The sequence below is a fragment of the Alkalispirillum mobile genome (assembly GCF_003664325.1).
GTDB classification, from domain to species: domain Bacteria; phylum Pseudomonadota; class Gammaproteobacteria; order Nitrococcales; family Halorhodospiraceae; genus Alkalilimnicola; species Alkalilimnicola mobilis.
Genome location: NZ_RCDA01000002.1, coordinates 104,034 through 115,960 on the forward strand (window position 1 = coordinate 104,034; position 11,927 = coordinate 115,960).

The following is an 11,927-nucleotide window of genomic DNA, read 5'->3' on the forward strand; positions in this document are numbered from 1 at the left end:
GGCCCGGCAAGGGGAACGGTTAGCCGAACGGCAAGGGTGTCCATCGTGAGGTGGAATCTGAAGGAAGCCGAAGGCAAAGCACTGGTCCGACGAACAGGAATCGCATACGAGGCGACGGCAGTGGGTGAGAAGGCGTCTATCTTCAAAGCCCGGTACTTGCACGGGAGCTGTCGGCGTAGATGCGGCGGGCATAAGTGTGAAGGTCGCGCGCATTACCCTGGGAGGTCTGCACGCCTGCCACAGGCTAGCGCTGCTGCGAGGTGGCGTGATGGGTGCGCAGAAGTCAGCCGAGGCCATAGTAGGTGGGGTAACCGTCCACTGAAGGGCCGAACATGTGAGATGGATTGGGTGCCGGATCGCTCGATGGGGAGTGGAGTTGCAGACCGGGAGGCTGAGAGGCCTTTCCTTGCCTGGGGCGGTAGCGGGCGGAACCTGCGAGATAACCGGGACAAGGCGACAAGCCCTGCGGCGCGATCGGGGATGACCCATGAGGGGCCGACATGGGACTGATGTCGGCGGTACTGGAACGGAGCAATTTACACCGGGCCTATGACCGAGTGGTGCGCAACAAGGGCGCCGCTGGCGTGGACGGGATGACGGTGGCCGAGTTCAAAGGCTACCTGAAGGTCCATTGGCCCGGGATCAGAGCGCAGTTGGAAGCGGGCCACTACCGACCGGCCCCGGTGCGTAAGGTCGAGATCCCGAAACCGGGGGGCGGCCGCCGCATGCTGGGTATCCCGACGGTGCTGGACCGCTTTATCCAACAGGCCCTGCATCAGGTGCTGAGTCCCCTGTTTGAGGGGACGTTCTCGGAGCACAGCTACGGCTTTCGCCCGGGTCGGAGCGCAGGCCAGGCGGTCTGTGCGGCGCGCGGGCACATCGAAGAAGGCCGGCGCTGGGTGGTGGATGTGGACCTGGAGAAGTTCTTCGACCGGGTGAACCACGACGTGCTGATGGCGCGCGTGGCCCGGTGGGTGGACGACCGCCAGGTTCTGAGGTTGATCCGCCGCTACCTTCAGGCCGGGATCATGGAAGGCGGAGTGGCGACGGCACGCACGGAGGGGACGCCGCAAGGCGGTCCGCTCTCGCCGCTGCTGTCGAACATTCTGCTGACCGACCTGGACCGGGAACTGGAGCGCCGGGGCCACCGATTCTGCCGTTATGCCGATGACTGCAACGTGTACGTGCATAGTCAGCGTGCGGGAGAGCGGGTGCTGGCCTCGATGACGCGCTTTCTGGAGCAACGGCTCCGGCTTCGCGTCAACCGCGAGAAGACCGCGGTGGACCGCCCCTGGAAACGGAGCTTTCTGGGCTACACCGTGTGCAACCGCAAACGCAACGTCCGCCTGAAGGTGGCGGCCAAGCCGGTGGAACGGCTCAAGGCCAGCGTCAAGGCGGTGTTCCGACGCGGTCGCGGATGCTCTCTACGGCGCACCATTGCCGAGCTGGCGCCGAAGCTGCGGGGGTGGTTGAACTACCTCCGCCATGCCGGGGTGAAGCGCGTCTTCGAGGAACTGGATGGGTGGATCCGCCGGCACCTGCGCAAGCTACTATGGCGGCAATGGAAACGCCCGCGCCGTCGGGCGGTGATGCTCATGCGCCTGGGACTGGGTGAGGAGCGAGCCTGGCGCAGCGCCACCAACGGACGCGGTCCGTGGTGGAATGCCGGGGCCTCGCACATGAACCAGGCGCTGCCCAAAAAGCGCTTTGATCGGCTTCAACTGGTATCGCTGATGGATCATCACCATCGGCTCAAGTATCTTGCGTGAACCGCCGTGGTACGGAACCGTTCGCCCGGTGGTGTGAGAGGACGGGGGAGGCAACTCCCCCTCCTACTCGATTCCGGGCGCAGACGGGTCCCTTTCTGGTAACCTGACACCAGGTTCACACGTGAGGGCTGTCCAGTGGCGCAGGACGTCAAAACCGCTGACATGCTCCAGATGGCGCGGGAGTTCTTCCAGCTACTGCCTCATGGGCGGTTGCTCGGCATTGAGGTCCGCCAGGCTGACGCCGAGCGCGTACAGACACGGCTCGCCTATCGCGACGACCTGGTGGGGGATCCGCAGGGCGGCCATCTCCACGGCGGCGTCATCACCACGCTGATCGACCAGACCAGTGGTTCGGCGGTGCTCTGCCGGCTCGGCCGGCTGGAGGCCGTGGCCACCCTGGACCTGCGCGTGGATCACCTGGCCCGGGCCCGGCCTGGCCAGGCCGTGGTGGCGGAGGCGGAGTGCTACCGCGTGACCCCCAACATCTGCTTTGCGCGTTGCACGGTGTTCCCGGAAGGCGAGCGGGCCCGGCCCGTCGCTGCCAGCATGAGTAGCTTCATGCGCACGGGGCAGGTGCCTGGTTTCGTGGAGGGCAGCCGGTGAGTGCAGAGCCCATCGAATCAAGGTTCCGGGCGTTACAGGCCGCCATTGAGCAATGGCCTTACGCGGCGTTGATCGGCATGCAGCCATTGCTGCACGACGAGGGCCTGCAGTTCCGGCTGGCTTATCGCGAGGAGTTGATCGGCAATCCGGCATTGCCGGCGATTCACGGCGGCGTGCTGGGCGGTTTCATGGAGCTGTCGGCGCAGGCACAGATCCTTTGGGAGGCGGACTGTCAGCTGGCGGCCCTGCCCCGGGTAGTGGACTTTTCCATCGACTACCTGCGCCCGGGCAGGCCGGAGGATGTCATGGGGGACTGCCGGGTCTGGCGTCAGGGCCAGCGGGTGGCCAACATTGCGGTGGCCGCCTGGCAAGGGGATCCGGACCGGATCATCGCCACGGCCCGCGGGCATTTCCTGATGCCCGAGGCCGAGGCCGGGGCCGTCGGTGCCCGGTAGGGTGTGTGCCCCGCCCGAGGGTCGGGGCACCGTTTAAGGCGGGCTTGTCAGCGTTTGTCGTCGCGGGTGCCGGCCTGGCCTTCTTGGGCCTGTTGTCCCTTTTTCTCTTCCGGTGTCTCTTCCGGAGCATAATCCGCCGGCCGTTCCGGGGCCGGGGCTGTCTCGTCAGTCTCGGCGTCGGCTGTGCCGTAGTCTAGTCGGGTTTGCTCCTGCCGGGCCGGGTCCGCCTCCAACAGCGGATCGCTTGGTCCGACGCCCAGCTTGCCGCTGCTCTCCGCCATGTGGTTGTAAAGCGAGCGGTAGGCGCCGGTCATGTCCTTGAACAGCTCGGCCGTCTTCTCGAAGTGGGTGTTCACTTCCTGTTTATAAGAGTCGTGGGCCTCCTTGGCCTCTTTCAGTTCCTGCTCCAGCTTGTGCGATTGGCCACTGCCAGATGATGTGGCGCGACCCACCACAAAACCGACGATGGCGACCGCTACCAGCCCCAGGAATACGATCAGCAGTTCTCCTCCGGTCATTGTCTGGTTCTCCGCCCTGTTTTGTTGAGGATGACCAAGGAACCATGCACTAAACCCCAGGGTAGTTCAACGGTACACAACGCCCAGGATCAGGCGGTTGCGCCCCATTCTGATGACCACCCTGACAGAGATAACGCGGCTGGCCATCGGCATGGGCGCAGGCACCAATGTCGGCTGCCAGTTGCGTCAGCGCGCCGTCGGTCCTGCTGGCCGGGGAGAGAGTACGGTGCGCGCAGGGCGTCTGCCGCCGGCATTCCGCGATGCAATCCAGGCTCTTCACTTTGCGTGCAAAACCGGTACAATGCCCGGCTTACTCAAGTTTGCCGTAGCCGTGTCTGCGCTCCCAGGTGGGCGCGGCTTTGTTCAGTTGAAGAGGTTGGTTTACGCAATGGTAACCATTCGTTTGGCGAGGACCGGAGCCAAGAAGCGCCCGTTCTACCACATCGTGGTGACGGACAGCCGCAACGCCCGTGATGGCCGTTTCATCGAGCGCCTGGGCTTTTTTAACCCCATCGCTGCCGGCCAGGAAGAGCCCCTGCGGGTGGACCTGGAGCGTGCGCGTCACTGGCTGGACAAGGGTGCCCGCCCGTCCGAGCGTGCCGCCAAGCTGCTGCGCAAGGCCGAGGCCCAGGGCGCGACTGCGGCTGCCGAGTAACGCTGCCCGGGGCAGTAGGGGATGGCCGACGACATCGTGCTGATGGGCGAGGTGGTTGGCCTGCATGGCGTGCGGGGCTGGGTGAAGGTGTTTTCCCACACCGAGCCGCGAGCCGCCATTCTGGACTATCCCCGCTGGTACCTGCGCCGCGGTAACGCAGACTGGGCCCCGGTGGAGCGCACCGGGGGCCGTGCGCAGGGCAAGGGGCTCGTTGTTGCCTTTGAGGGTGTGAACGACCGCGACGAGGCCCGCGAGTATATCGGTCTGCAGATCGGCATCCCGCGCGGTGACCTGCCCGAACTACCGGAAGGGCAGTATTACTGGGCGGACCTGGAGGGGCTGACAGCCCGCACGCCCGACGGCGAGACGCTGGGCCGGGTAGCCCACCTGTTCGCCACCGGCGCCAATGACGTGCTGGTGATCAAGGGTGACAGGGAGCGGTTGGTGCCCTTCGTCTACGGCGAGATTGTCCGCCGGGTAGACCTGCAGGCCGGCGTGATCGAACTGGACTGGGATCCCGACTTTTGACCACCGGGGCGCAGGACAACGGTGAGGGCGCACGCGGCACGGGCCGGCTACGGCGGGTCGACGTGGTCACGCTGTTCCCGGAGCTGGTCGCCCAGGTGGGCGAGCACGGCATCACCGGGCGCGCGGTGGAGCGGGGGTTACTCGACCTGCAGCTCTGGAACCCGCGCGACGATGCCACCGATCGCCACGGTACGGTGGATGACCGTCCCTACGGTGGCGGTCCCGGCATGGTCATGAAGGTGGAGCCACTGGCTACCACGCTGCGCAAGGCCCGGGCGGCCAGTGACTTGCCCACGCGGGTCATCTACCTGAGCCCGCAGGGGCGCAGGCTGGACCAGGCCGGGGTGCGCGAGTTGGCGGCGGAAGAGCGCCTGATACTGATCTGTGGGCGCTACGAGGGCATCGACGAGCGGGTGATCGAATCCGAAGTGGACGAGGAGTGGTCCATCGGCGATTACGTGCTCAGCGGGGGCGAACTGCCGGCCATGGTGCTGGTAGATGCAGTCACCCGGATGATCCCGGGGGCGCTGGGCCACCAGGATTCCGCCGAGGAAGACAGCTTTACCGAGGGGCTGCTGGATTGCCCTCATTACACCCGGCCGGAGTGCTGGGAGGGCCAGCAGGTGCCGGCGGTGTTGTTGTCGGGCGATCATGGCAAGGTGGATCTCTGGCGGCGCAAACAGGCCCTGGGGCGGACCTGGCTGAGGCGGCCGGAATTGCTGCAGGCTCAGGAGCTGGACGATAATAGCCGCCGGCTTCTGGAAGAATTCATTGATGAGCACCGGACAGCGGACCGGTAAATCGAGAACCGAGGGTACAGGCATGAACATCATCGAGCAGCTCGACAAGGAGCAGATGGAGGCCCGCGAGGCCAAGATTCCCGAGTTCGGTCCCGGCGACACCGTGACCGTGCAGGTCTGGGTCAAAGAGGGTGGCCGTGAGCGTCTGCAGGCCTTCGAGGGCGTCGTGATCGCCAAGCGCAACCGGGGCATCAACAGCGCCTTCACGGTGCGCAAGGTCTCCCACGGTGAGGGCGTCGAGCGCGTCTTCCAGACCTACAGCCCCATCATCGAGAGCGTGAAGGTCAAGCGCCGGGGTGATGTGCGCCGCGCCAAGCTCTACTACCTGCGCGAGCGCAGCGGCAAGTCCGCCCGCATCAAGGAAAAGGTCAAGTAAAGCGACCCGGACCGGCCCGGTTCTGCACCGGGCCCGTGCAGCAAAAAGCCCCCACGGCATGGCCGCTGGGGGCTTTTTGCGTCAGGTCACCGGGAAAGGGGCTCAGGACAGGGCGGCGATGGCCCGCTCGGCGCGCTCGCTATCGCTGGTTTCAAACCCGGCACTGGCAGCGGCCAGGGCGGCCTCCGGTTGCTCGGCCACCGCCTCGCTGACCTCATTCGCCAGGGCGGCCGCGGCCTCACTGTTCTGGGCGCCCGAGTCCGCATCGTCGACCGGGTCCTGGCCGGTACTCAGGGTCACCTGGTCACTGCCCGAGTTGGGCTCGACCGGGCGGGCGGCCTCGTTGCCGGGCGTGTTGTTCACCGGGTTGGCGGTGTCAGCAGCGGGTTGGTTCGCCTGCTGTTGGGTGGTGTTCGCCGGGTCGTTACGCCGCGCTTCCTGGGTGGCGCCTGAGTTGGCGACCTGCTGCGCGATTGTCGGGTTCGCGTTGATCTCGACCATGCGGCCTCCGGGAACTGCGAATGAATGACTTACTATAGCTCGTACTGCTGAGACAATACACGCCTGCCGACGTTCACCGACGGCAGGGAATCGGGGCGGGTTATCGAACCGGCGCGCTGAAAACAGCGCCGTGGTGGGGGGGTCAGGCGCGGGTGATGCTGCGGCCAACGCCGCCCTGGCCGGCGGTAACGCGACTGCCCTGAATGCCGTCGCTGCCGTAGGTGGCGGGTGTGCCCGCGCCGCCCCCAGTGAGAATGGCCAGCACCTCGCTGGTCTGCTCGAGGCTGCGATGGATCAGCCGGCCATTGGCCTCATTGGTGGTCTGCAGCGTGCGCAGCTGATCCGTCAGGGCGCGCCAGGCAGCCTCCAGCTCGGGCTGCTCATGGTCTTTCAGCAATCGTTGCATGCCTTCCGGCCCGGCCGGGTAGCCCAGCGCCTTGGCCGCTTCCGCCCGCTGCTGCTCCGCCTTTTCCAGGGCGGACAGTGCCTCCAGCTTCTCCGGCATCAGCGCGGTCAGGCCCTCCGCGTCGCGCTCATCCAGCAGTGCGCGCTCGCGCCGCAACACCGCCATGACCGACTGCGCGCAGTCGCTGCAGCGTTGCAGGGCGTCGACGATGGCAGGCTCTACGGCGGTCATGGTCATGTCAGTCCGTCATCCGTTGCCGATGCTCAGCGCTGCAGCAGGCTCTCCAACTCGACCATCCGGCTGGCGATCTTGTCGGCATCCACCGGGTACTCACCGTTGGCGATGCGCTCCTTCAGCGCCTCGACCCGCTCCTGATTAACCTCGGGCGTGGCGTCGATTTGCTGGCGCACGGCCTGCAGGCGATCGGACACGTTGGCCTGATCCGCACCGCGGTTGTCGGCAGTGGCTGGCCGGTCGGCGGCGCCTTCCTGCCGGCTCGCGTTGCCCGCCTTGCCTGCACCGCCGGGGTTCAGGCCGGGGGAGCCGGGCAGCCGATTGCCGTTGTTGATGGGGTCGGTCATTGTCGTCTCTCCGTCCAGGTCACGTTACCCGGCCCTGTGGTCAGCGGCCGGACGCCCACTCTGGATAATATGTCGGCAGGTGTTCCGAAGACTTTAGCCTTCTCCTGCCGGTTTGAGAACATGCGAATTCCGTGCCCGGTGATCCGGCCTATTGCCCGACAGCGATCAGCGATTCGCCGACCACCCGGCCCTCGATGACCCGGCCGGAGCTGCCTGATTCCACGCGGACGATATCGCCCATGCTACCGTTTTCCAGGGCCTTGCCGCGACCGGTGACGGCCACGGCGCCGTTGCCGGCCCGCAGGGTAACGGTGCGGCCGCGGTGCACCAGCTGCGGTTGCGCCAGTGCCGTCTGGCTGATCAGGTCGCCCCGGCGCAGGGAACGGCGAACCTCCATGCCCATCAGGCGGTCCGCTTCGGTCTCATAGGGGCGGTTCAACGAGGACAGCGACCGGGTCTCCAGGGTCAGGCTGCCCGGGCGGATGCGCTCGCCGCGGCGCAGCGGCTGCGCGGCCACCAGCACCTCCACCTCGGTGTCCACCCGGGCGGTGACGTAGACCGTCCAGGGCTGGGTGCCGGTACAGCGCACCCCGACCGTCAGATTGCCGACACCGCGATCGCCGTGGGGGGAAAACCCCTCAAGCTCGCCGTCGCAGCGGGCCAGGCGGAGGCGGGGGTCCAGCCGGCCGATCTCCACCTCCAGCGTGTCGCCGTGCTCTGCGTAGGCCTGTTGGGCCCACTCCGCCGCCGTGGCGCGGATATCCTCGAGCGGCTGCCGCTCCGCCTGAGCCGCCCATGGGGCCGTCAGAAAAATGGCTGCCACCAGAGTCATGCCAATGCGCCTTATCGACATTCTTCCGTTCAGCATGAGTGGATTTTCCCCATTTCAGGCCCGTCCGGGCGATTGCTGAAGGGAAGCAAGCATGATCCATGCCTATGTCTGGCGGGGTGCCCGTAGCAGGCCCGGTGTCCAAACATGATAATGTCTGTTGGAATAGGTCGGAAAAACAGGCTCGGTGACAGCGGGGCTCAAGTCCGGCCGCCCTTGTCCGATGACTGTAAGAGCACGGGCGCATCGGGCGTCTTTCGTATCTTGGGGGAAGTCATGTCGCAGATCCTGCACGCGGTAAATCAGCGGACCCAGCTGGCCGGGCGTAACCGGATGGAGCTGTTGCTGTTTCACATGGGGCGCTCGCAGCGATATGGCATCAATGTGTTCAAGGTGCGCGAGGTCATTCCGGCGCCGAAGCTGAGCCGCGTTCCCAACAGCCATCCGGTAGCGCGGGGCATTGCGCATATCCGGGGACAGACCATTCCGGTCGTGGATCTGAGCATGGCCATCGGCGGGGCGCCCCTGGACGTGGAGGGGGGCGGTTACGTGATCGTCACCGAGTACAACCGCAGCGTGCAGGGGTTCCTGGTGGGCGGTGTGGACCGCATCGTCAACATGAAGTGGGAGGACGTGCTGCCGCCGCCGTCCCAGGGCTCGGGCGGTACCTACCTGACCGCCATTGCCCGCCTGGATGGGCAGATGGTTCAGATCATCGATGTCGAGAAGGTCCTGGCGGAGCTCAACGCCGCCGGTGGTCTGGACCCGAGGCAGATCGAGGGCGGTGCCGACGAAGCGCTGGCGGGGGCCGATGACTGGCATGTACTGGTGGCGGATGACTCGGTGATCGCCCGCAGGCAGGTGGTCCATACCGTGGAGGACCTGGGCCTGCAATGCACGGCCGTGCGCGATGGCCAGGAAGCGCTGGAACTGCTCCAGACCTGGGCGGAGGAGGAAGGCTCTCCGCTGGAGCGGCTGCTGATGGTCATTTCCGACGTGGAGATGCCCCGCATGGATGGCTACACCCTGACCAGCCGTATCCGCGATGACCAGCGACTGGCCGGGCTCAACGTCCTGCTCCACTCCTCCCTGTCCGGCGTGTTCAACGAGAAGATGGTCGAGCGGGTGGGGGCGGATGACTTCCTCTCCAAGTTTCGCTCGAACGAACTCGCCGAGAAGTTAGAGGCGCGTCTTCAGACTGTCTCGGCGGGCTGATCCCGAGGCCCCGGGCAGCGTCGGCGTGGGGCGGTCGGGGTGTTATACTGCGCCGGCACGCCGTCACGGCCACCGGGAAGGGCCGGCTTTCAGGGGTCGAACACGCAAGGAGCCCAGCTTGAGCGTTTCAGCCATCAAAGAGCAGGATTACCAGGCATTCCGCCAGATTCTGGAGACCTCCAGCGGGATCGTGCTGGGCGATAACAAGCAGTACCTGGTGGCCAGCCGCCTGGGGCCATTGATGGCCGACCAGGGGGTGTCCGACCTGGGCGAACTGGTCGCACGCCTGCGCCGGCCGGGCAGCGGCACGCTGCAGGCCCGGGTGATTGAGGCGATGACCACCAACGAGACCCAGTGGTTTCGTGACGGCTACCCCTTCCGCGTGCTCAAGGAGCACATCCTGCCCGCTTACGTGAAGCAGAACCAGCGCTCGGTGCGCGTCTGGTCCGCCGCCTGTTCCTCCGGACAGGAGGCCTACTCCATCAGCATGACGGTGGACGAGTTCAACCGGACGGGCAGGGGCAGCATCGATGCCGAGATTGTCGGCACCGATATCGCCCCCCGGATGATCGAGGCGGCCCGCCAGGGGCGGTACCGCGCCAGCGTCGCCCGGCGTGGTTTGACCTCCGAGCGCCAGCAGCGCTACTTCCGTGAGTTGGGGGATGACGTCTGGGAGGTGCGCCCGGAGATCAAACGGCGGGCCACCTTCAAGCTGCACAACCTGCTGGACAGCTACGCCTCGCTGGGCCGGTTCGACATTATCTTCTGCCGCAACGTGCTGATCTATTTCTCCACCGACTCCCGCCGGGACATCATCCACCGTATGGCGCAGAGTGTGCGACCGGGTGGCTGGCTGATCATCGGCGCCTCCGAGTCCCTCTCCGGGTACGCCGGAGATTTCGAAATGCATCGGCTGGATGGCGGCGTGGTTTACCGCCGGCCCTGACAGCCTGGAATCCGGTTGGGGGTTGCCGCTGAGCGGAAAACCCTGGCCGCCCACCCTGCAGCCCTTCACCGAACCCTCTTTATTCCCCACCCCTTTTTAGTTGGCATGCCGTTTGCTTTATCTCTCACAGGAAACTCGTGTGAGGTGAGCAATGAGCCTTTCGCTGGATAAAGCCTTCGGAACCCAGGAACTGGCGCTTCGCCTGCGCGGCGAGCGCTCGCAGATGCTGGCATCCAACATCGCCAACGCCGACACGCCAAACTTCAAGGCGAAGGACATGGACTTCCAGGCGGCCATGCAGGCCGCCGAGAGCCGTGGGACCGGGCCCATGCAGGCAACCCACGAGAAGCACTTCAATGTCAGTCCCGGCGGTGGGCTGGACGGTGACCCGCAAGCGCTGTACCGGGTGCCGCATGGTCCGGCGCTGGATGGCAACACGGTGGAGAGTCACGTGGAGCAGGCCAAGTTCGCCGAGAACTCGGTGCAATACCAGGCCTCGCTGACCTTCCTCGGTGACCGGATCACCGGATTGCTCGGCGCGATCCGGGGCGAATGACGGAGATTTGACACATGTCTTTATTCAAGGTCTTTGACGTATCCGGCTCGGGCATGAACGCCCAGCAGACCCGCCTGAACACCGTGGCCAGCAACCTGGCCAATGCGGAGACGGTGGCGGGAAGCCCGGAGGCGGCCTACCGCTCGCGTCAGCCGGTCTTCGCCTCGGTGCTCCAGGCAGCCCAGCAGGGGCAGGGCAGTGGCAGCGTGATGGGCAACCCCGGTCAGCCCGATGGCACCAATGTGGGCGTGCAGGTGGATGAGATCGTCGAGAGCGACGCCCCGGTGCAGCCCATGTACATGCCCAATCACCCGGAGGCGGATGATGAAGGGTACGTGTACCGCTCCAACGTCAACTCCGTGGAGGAGATGACCAACATGATCTCCGCCTCGCGCAGTTACCAGAACAACGTGGAGGTAATGAATACCTCCAAGGAACTCCTGCTGCAGACCCTGCGACTCGGGCAGCAGTAACGGGCGGCAGCCGGACACCGGCACTAGACGGAGGGAATCACCATGAACGTGAGCGGCGCCGAAGCCAGTGACAGCCAACGGCAACAGCCGACCCAGCGCGAGATGGGCAATGAGATGGGGCAGGAGGACTTTCTCAAGCTGATGATCACCCAGCTTCAGAACCAGGACCCGATGAACCCCATGGAGAGCGGCGAGTTCATGTCGCAGATCGCCTCGTTCACCACGGCCTCGGGCATGGACGAGTTGCAGAAGTCGTTCTCCGAGTTCCAGAGCGACATGCGCTCCAACCAGGCGCTGCAGGCCGCCTCTCTTGTCGGCCGTGACGTGCTGGTGGAGACCGATCAGGGGCGCTTGCCGGCTGAGGGGGAGCTGACGGGCATCGTCAAACTTCCGGCAGCGGTGGGCAACGCCAACATCAGCATCCACAACGCCGCCGGCGAGCGGGTCCGGACCCTCTCCACCGGTGAGCAGCCAGCCGGCGACCTGCCCTTCGCCTGGGACGGGCTGTCCGATGACGGGCGGGAGATGCCTCCCGGTGACTACCGCGTGAGCGCCACCACGCAGGTGGACGGCGAGGAAAAGGGCCTGCCGATCATGAATGCCGCCTCCGTGCTCAGTGTGACGCTGGCCGGGGAGGGCGAGCGGGGCCCGAGGGTCAACCTGGACGGTCTGGGCGAGATGGCCCTGTCCGACATCCGTCGAGTGCAGTAACAGCG

The 11,927-nt window shown here is 65.8% G+C and carries 17 protein-coding genes; 12 read left to right on the plus strand and 5 right to left on the minus strand.

Annotated elements, in window-relative coordinates; translation table 11 throughout:
* Positions 1 to 500 precede the first annotated feature (500 nt).
* The 3 genes from ltrA to DFR31_RS08720 all read left to right on the plus strand — a co-directional run bounded on the left by ltrA (position 501) and on the right by DFR31_RS08720 (position 2,827).
* Entirely contained in the window at positions 501 to 1,769 is a 1,269-nt protein-coding gene (ltrA, locus tag DFR31_RS08710) for a group II intron reverse transcriptase/maturase (protein WP_211328276.1), read from the plus strand.
* Between the two features lie 135 nt (positions 1,770 to 1,904).
* Complete coding sequence (locus DFR31_RS08715) at positions 1,905 to 2,372, plus strand: PaaI family thioesterase (protein ID WP_245971137.1); 468 nt, start codon at positions 1,905 to 1,907, stop codon at positions 2,370 to 2,372.
* A complete protein-coding gene (locus DFR31_RS08720; RefSeq protein ID WP_245971138.1) occupies positions 2,369 to 2,827 on the plus strand; it encodes a PaaI family thioesterase in 459 nt (152 codons plus the stop codon). The genes DFR31_RS08715 and DFR31_RS08720 overlap by 4 nt, the downstream gene beginning before the upstream one ends.
* Positions 2,828 to 2,874: 47 nt before the next feature.
* Here the strand turns inward: DFR31_RS08720 and DFR31_RS08725 are convergent, their stop codons facing one another.
* Entirely contained in the window at positions 2,875 to 3,345 is a 471-nt protein-coding gene (locus DFR31_RS08725) for a Z-ring associated ZapG family protein (protein WP_121442299.1), read from the minus strand.
* Positions 3,346 to 3,733: 388 nt separating this feature from the next.
* On the opposite strand from DFR31_RS08725, the gene rpsP reads away from it, so the two are divergent.
* The 4 genes from rpsP to rplS are packed head-to-tail and all read left to right on the plus strand — an operon-like array spanning position 3,734 to position 5,704.
* The gene (gene rpsP, locus DFR31_RS08730; protein ID WP_121442300.1) at positions 3,734 to 4,000 is read left to right on the plus strand and encodes a 30S ribosomal protein S16; all 267 of its coding nucleotides are present in this window, start codon (positions 3,734 to 3,736) and stop codon (positions 3,998 to 4,000) included.
* 21 nt (positions 4,001 to 4,021) lie between these two features.
* A complete protein-coding gene (gene rimM / locus DFR31_RS08735; RefSeq protein WP_121442301.1) occupies positions 4,022 to 4,528 on the plus strand; it encodes a ribosome maturation factor RimM in 507 nt (168 codons plus the stop codon).
* A complete protein-coding gene (gene trmD / locus DFR31_RS08740; protein WP_121442302.1) occupies positions 4,525 to 5,328 on the plus strand; it encodes a tRNA (guanosine(37)-N1)-methyltransferase TrmD in 804 nt (267 codons plus the stop codon). The genes rimM and trmD overlap by 4 nt, the downstream gene beginning before the upstream one ends.
* 22 nt (positions 5,329 to 5,350) lie before the next feature.
* Positions 5,351 to 5,704 (plus strand): 50S ribosomal protein L19, encoded by a 354-nt coding sequence (rplS, locus tag DFR31_RS08745; protein WP_121442303.1) that lies wholly within the window; start codon positions 5,351 to 5,353, stop codon positions 5,702 to 5,704.
* 102 nt (positions 5,705 to 5,806) lie between these two features.
* Here rplS and DFR31_RS08750 read toward each other — a convergent pair whose 3' ends face one another.
* The 4 genes from DFR31_RS08750 to flgA form a co-directional block, all read right to left on the minus strand.
* Positions 5,807 to 6,205, minus strand: coding sequence for a hypothetical protein (locus DFR31_RS08750; RefSeq protein ID WP_121442304.1), 399 nt, complete (start codon positions 6,203 to 6,205; stop codon positions 5,807 to 5,809).
* Positions 6,206 to 6,347: 142 nt separating this feature from the next.
* Entirely contained in the window at positions 6,348 to 6,848 is a 501-nt protein-coding gene (locus tag DFR31_RS08755) for a flagella synthesis protein FlgN (protein WP_121442305.1), read from the minus strand.
* Between the two features lie 26 nt (positions 6,849 to 6,874).
* Positions 6,875 to 7,192: a flagellar biosynthesis anti-sigma factor FlgM gene (gene flgM, locus DFR31_RS08760; RefSeq protein WP_121442306.1), complete on the minus strand. Its 318-nt coding sequence runs from the start codon at positions 7,190 to 7,192 to the stop codon at positions 6,875 to 6,877.
* Between the two features lie 148 nt (positions 7,193 to 7,340).
* Positions 7,341 to 8,024 carry a flagellar basal body P-ring formation chaperone FlgA gene (flgA, locus tag DFR31_RS08765; protein ID WP_211328277.1) on the minus strand — a complete coding sequence of 228 codons (684 nt, stop codon included), beginning with the start codon at positions 8,022 to 8,024 and terminating at the stop codon, positions 7,341 to 7,343.
* Positions 8,025 to 8,297: 273 nt separating this feature from the next.
* Here flgA and DFR31_RS08770 point away from each other — a divergent pair, with 273 nt between their 5' ends.
* The 5 genes from DFR31_RS08770 to DFR31_RS08790 all read left to right on the plus strand — a co-directional run bounded on the left by DFR31_RS08770 (position 8,298) and on the right by DFR31_RS08790 (position 11,922).
* A complete protein-coding gene (locus DFR31_RS08770; RefSeq protein WP_121442308.1) occupies positions 8,298 to 9,236 on the plus strand; it encodes a chemotaxis protein CheV in 939 nt (312 codons plus the stop codon).
* Positions 9,237 to 9,354: 118 nt separating this feature from the next.
* On the plus strand, positions 9,355 to 10,182 hold the full coding sequence (locus DFR31_RS08775) for a CheR family methyltransferase (protein ID WP_121442309.1): 828 nt from the start codon (positions 9,355 to 9,357) through the stop codon (positions 10,180 to 10,182).
* A 151-nt stretch (positions 10,183 to 10,333) separates the two neighbouring features.
* Positions 10,334 to 10,738 (plus strand): flagellar basal body rod protein FlgB, encoded by a 405-nt coding sequence (gene flgB / locus DFR31_RS08780; RefSeq protein WP_121442310.1) that lies wholly within the window; start codon positions 10,334 to 10,336, stop codon positions 10,736 to 10,738.
* 14 nt (positions 10,739 to 10,752) lie between these two features.
* Positions 10,753 to 11,211 (plus strand): flagellar basal body rod protein FlgC, encoded by a 459-nt coding sequence (gene flgC, locus DFR31_RS08785; RefSeq protein WP_121442311.1) that lies wholly within the window; start codon positions 10,753 to 10,755, stop codon positions 11,209 to 11,211.
* 42 nt (positions 11,212 to 11,253) lie between these two features.
* Positions 11,254 to 11,922 (plus strand): flagellar hook assembly protein FlgD, encoded by a 669-nt coding sequence (locus DFR31_RS08790; RefSeq protein ID WP_121442312.1) that lies wholly within the window; start codon positions 11,254 to 11,256, stop codon positions 11,920 to 11,922.
* Positions 11,923 to 11,927 lie beyond the last annotated feature (5 nt).

Excerpts from the sequence above, each read along its gene's own strand:
- DFR31_RS08755 (WP_121442305.1), bottom strand. The coding sequence starts at position 6,848 with ATGACCATGACCGCCGTAGAGCCTGCCATCGTCGACGCCCTGCAACGC.
- rimM (WP_121442301.1), top strand. The coding sequence starts at position 4,022 with ATGGCCGACGACATCGTGCTGATGGGCGAGGTGGTTGGCCTGCATGGC.
- flgC (WP_121442311.1), top strand. The coding sequence starts at position 10,753 with ATGTCTTTATTCAAGGTCTTTGACGTATCCGGCTCGGGCATGAACGCC.
- flgB (WP_121442310.1), top strand. The coding sequence starts at position 10,334 with ATGAGCCTTTCGCTGGATAAAGCCTTCGGAACCCAGGAACTGGCGCTT.
- ltrA (WP_211328276.1), top strand. The coding sequence starts at position 501 with ATGGGACTGATGTCGGCGGTACTGGAACGGAGCAATTTACACCGGGCC.
- DFR31_RS08790 (WP_121442312.1), top strand. The coding sequence starts at position 11,254 with ATGAACGTGAGCGGCGCCGAAGCCAGTGACAGCCAACGGCAACAGCCG.
- rplS (WP_121442303.1), top strand. The coding sequence starts at position 5,351 with ATGAACATCATCGAGCAGCTCGACAAGGAGCAGATGGAGGCCCGCGAG.
- DFR31_RS08770 (WP_121442308.1), top strand. The coding sequence starts at position 8,298 with ATGTCGCAGATCCTGCACGCGGTAAATCAGCGGACCCAGCTGGCCGGG.
- DFR31_RS08750 (WP_121442304.1), bottom strand. The coding sequence starts at position 6,205 with ATGGTCGAGATCAACGCGAACCCGACAATCGCGCAGCAGGTCGCCAAC.
- rpsP (WP_121442300.1), top strand. The coding sequence starts at position 3,734 with ATGGTAACCATTCGTTTGGCGAGGACCGGAGCCAAGAAGCGCCCGTTC.
- flgM (WP_121442306.1), bottom strand. The coding sequence starts at position 7,192 with ATGACCGACCCCATCAACAACGGCAATCGGCTGCCCGGCTCCCCCGGC.
- flgA (WP_211328277.1), bottom strand. The coding sequence starts at position 8,024 with ATGACTCTGGTGGCAGCCATTTTTCTGACGGCCCCATGGGCGGCTCAG.
- DFR31_RS08725 (WP_121442299.1), bottom strand. The coding sequence starts at position 3,345 with ATGACCGGAGGAGAACTGCTGATCGTATTCCTGGGGCTGGTAGCGGTC.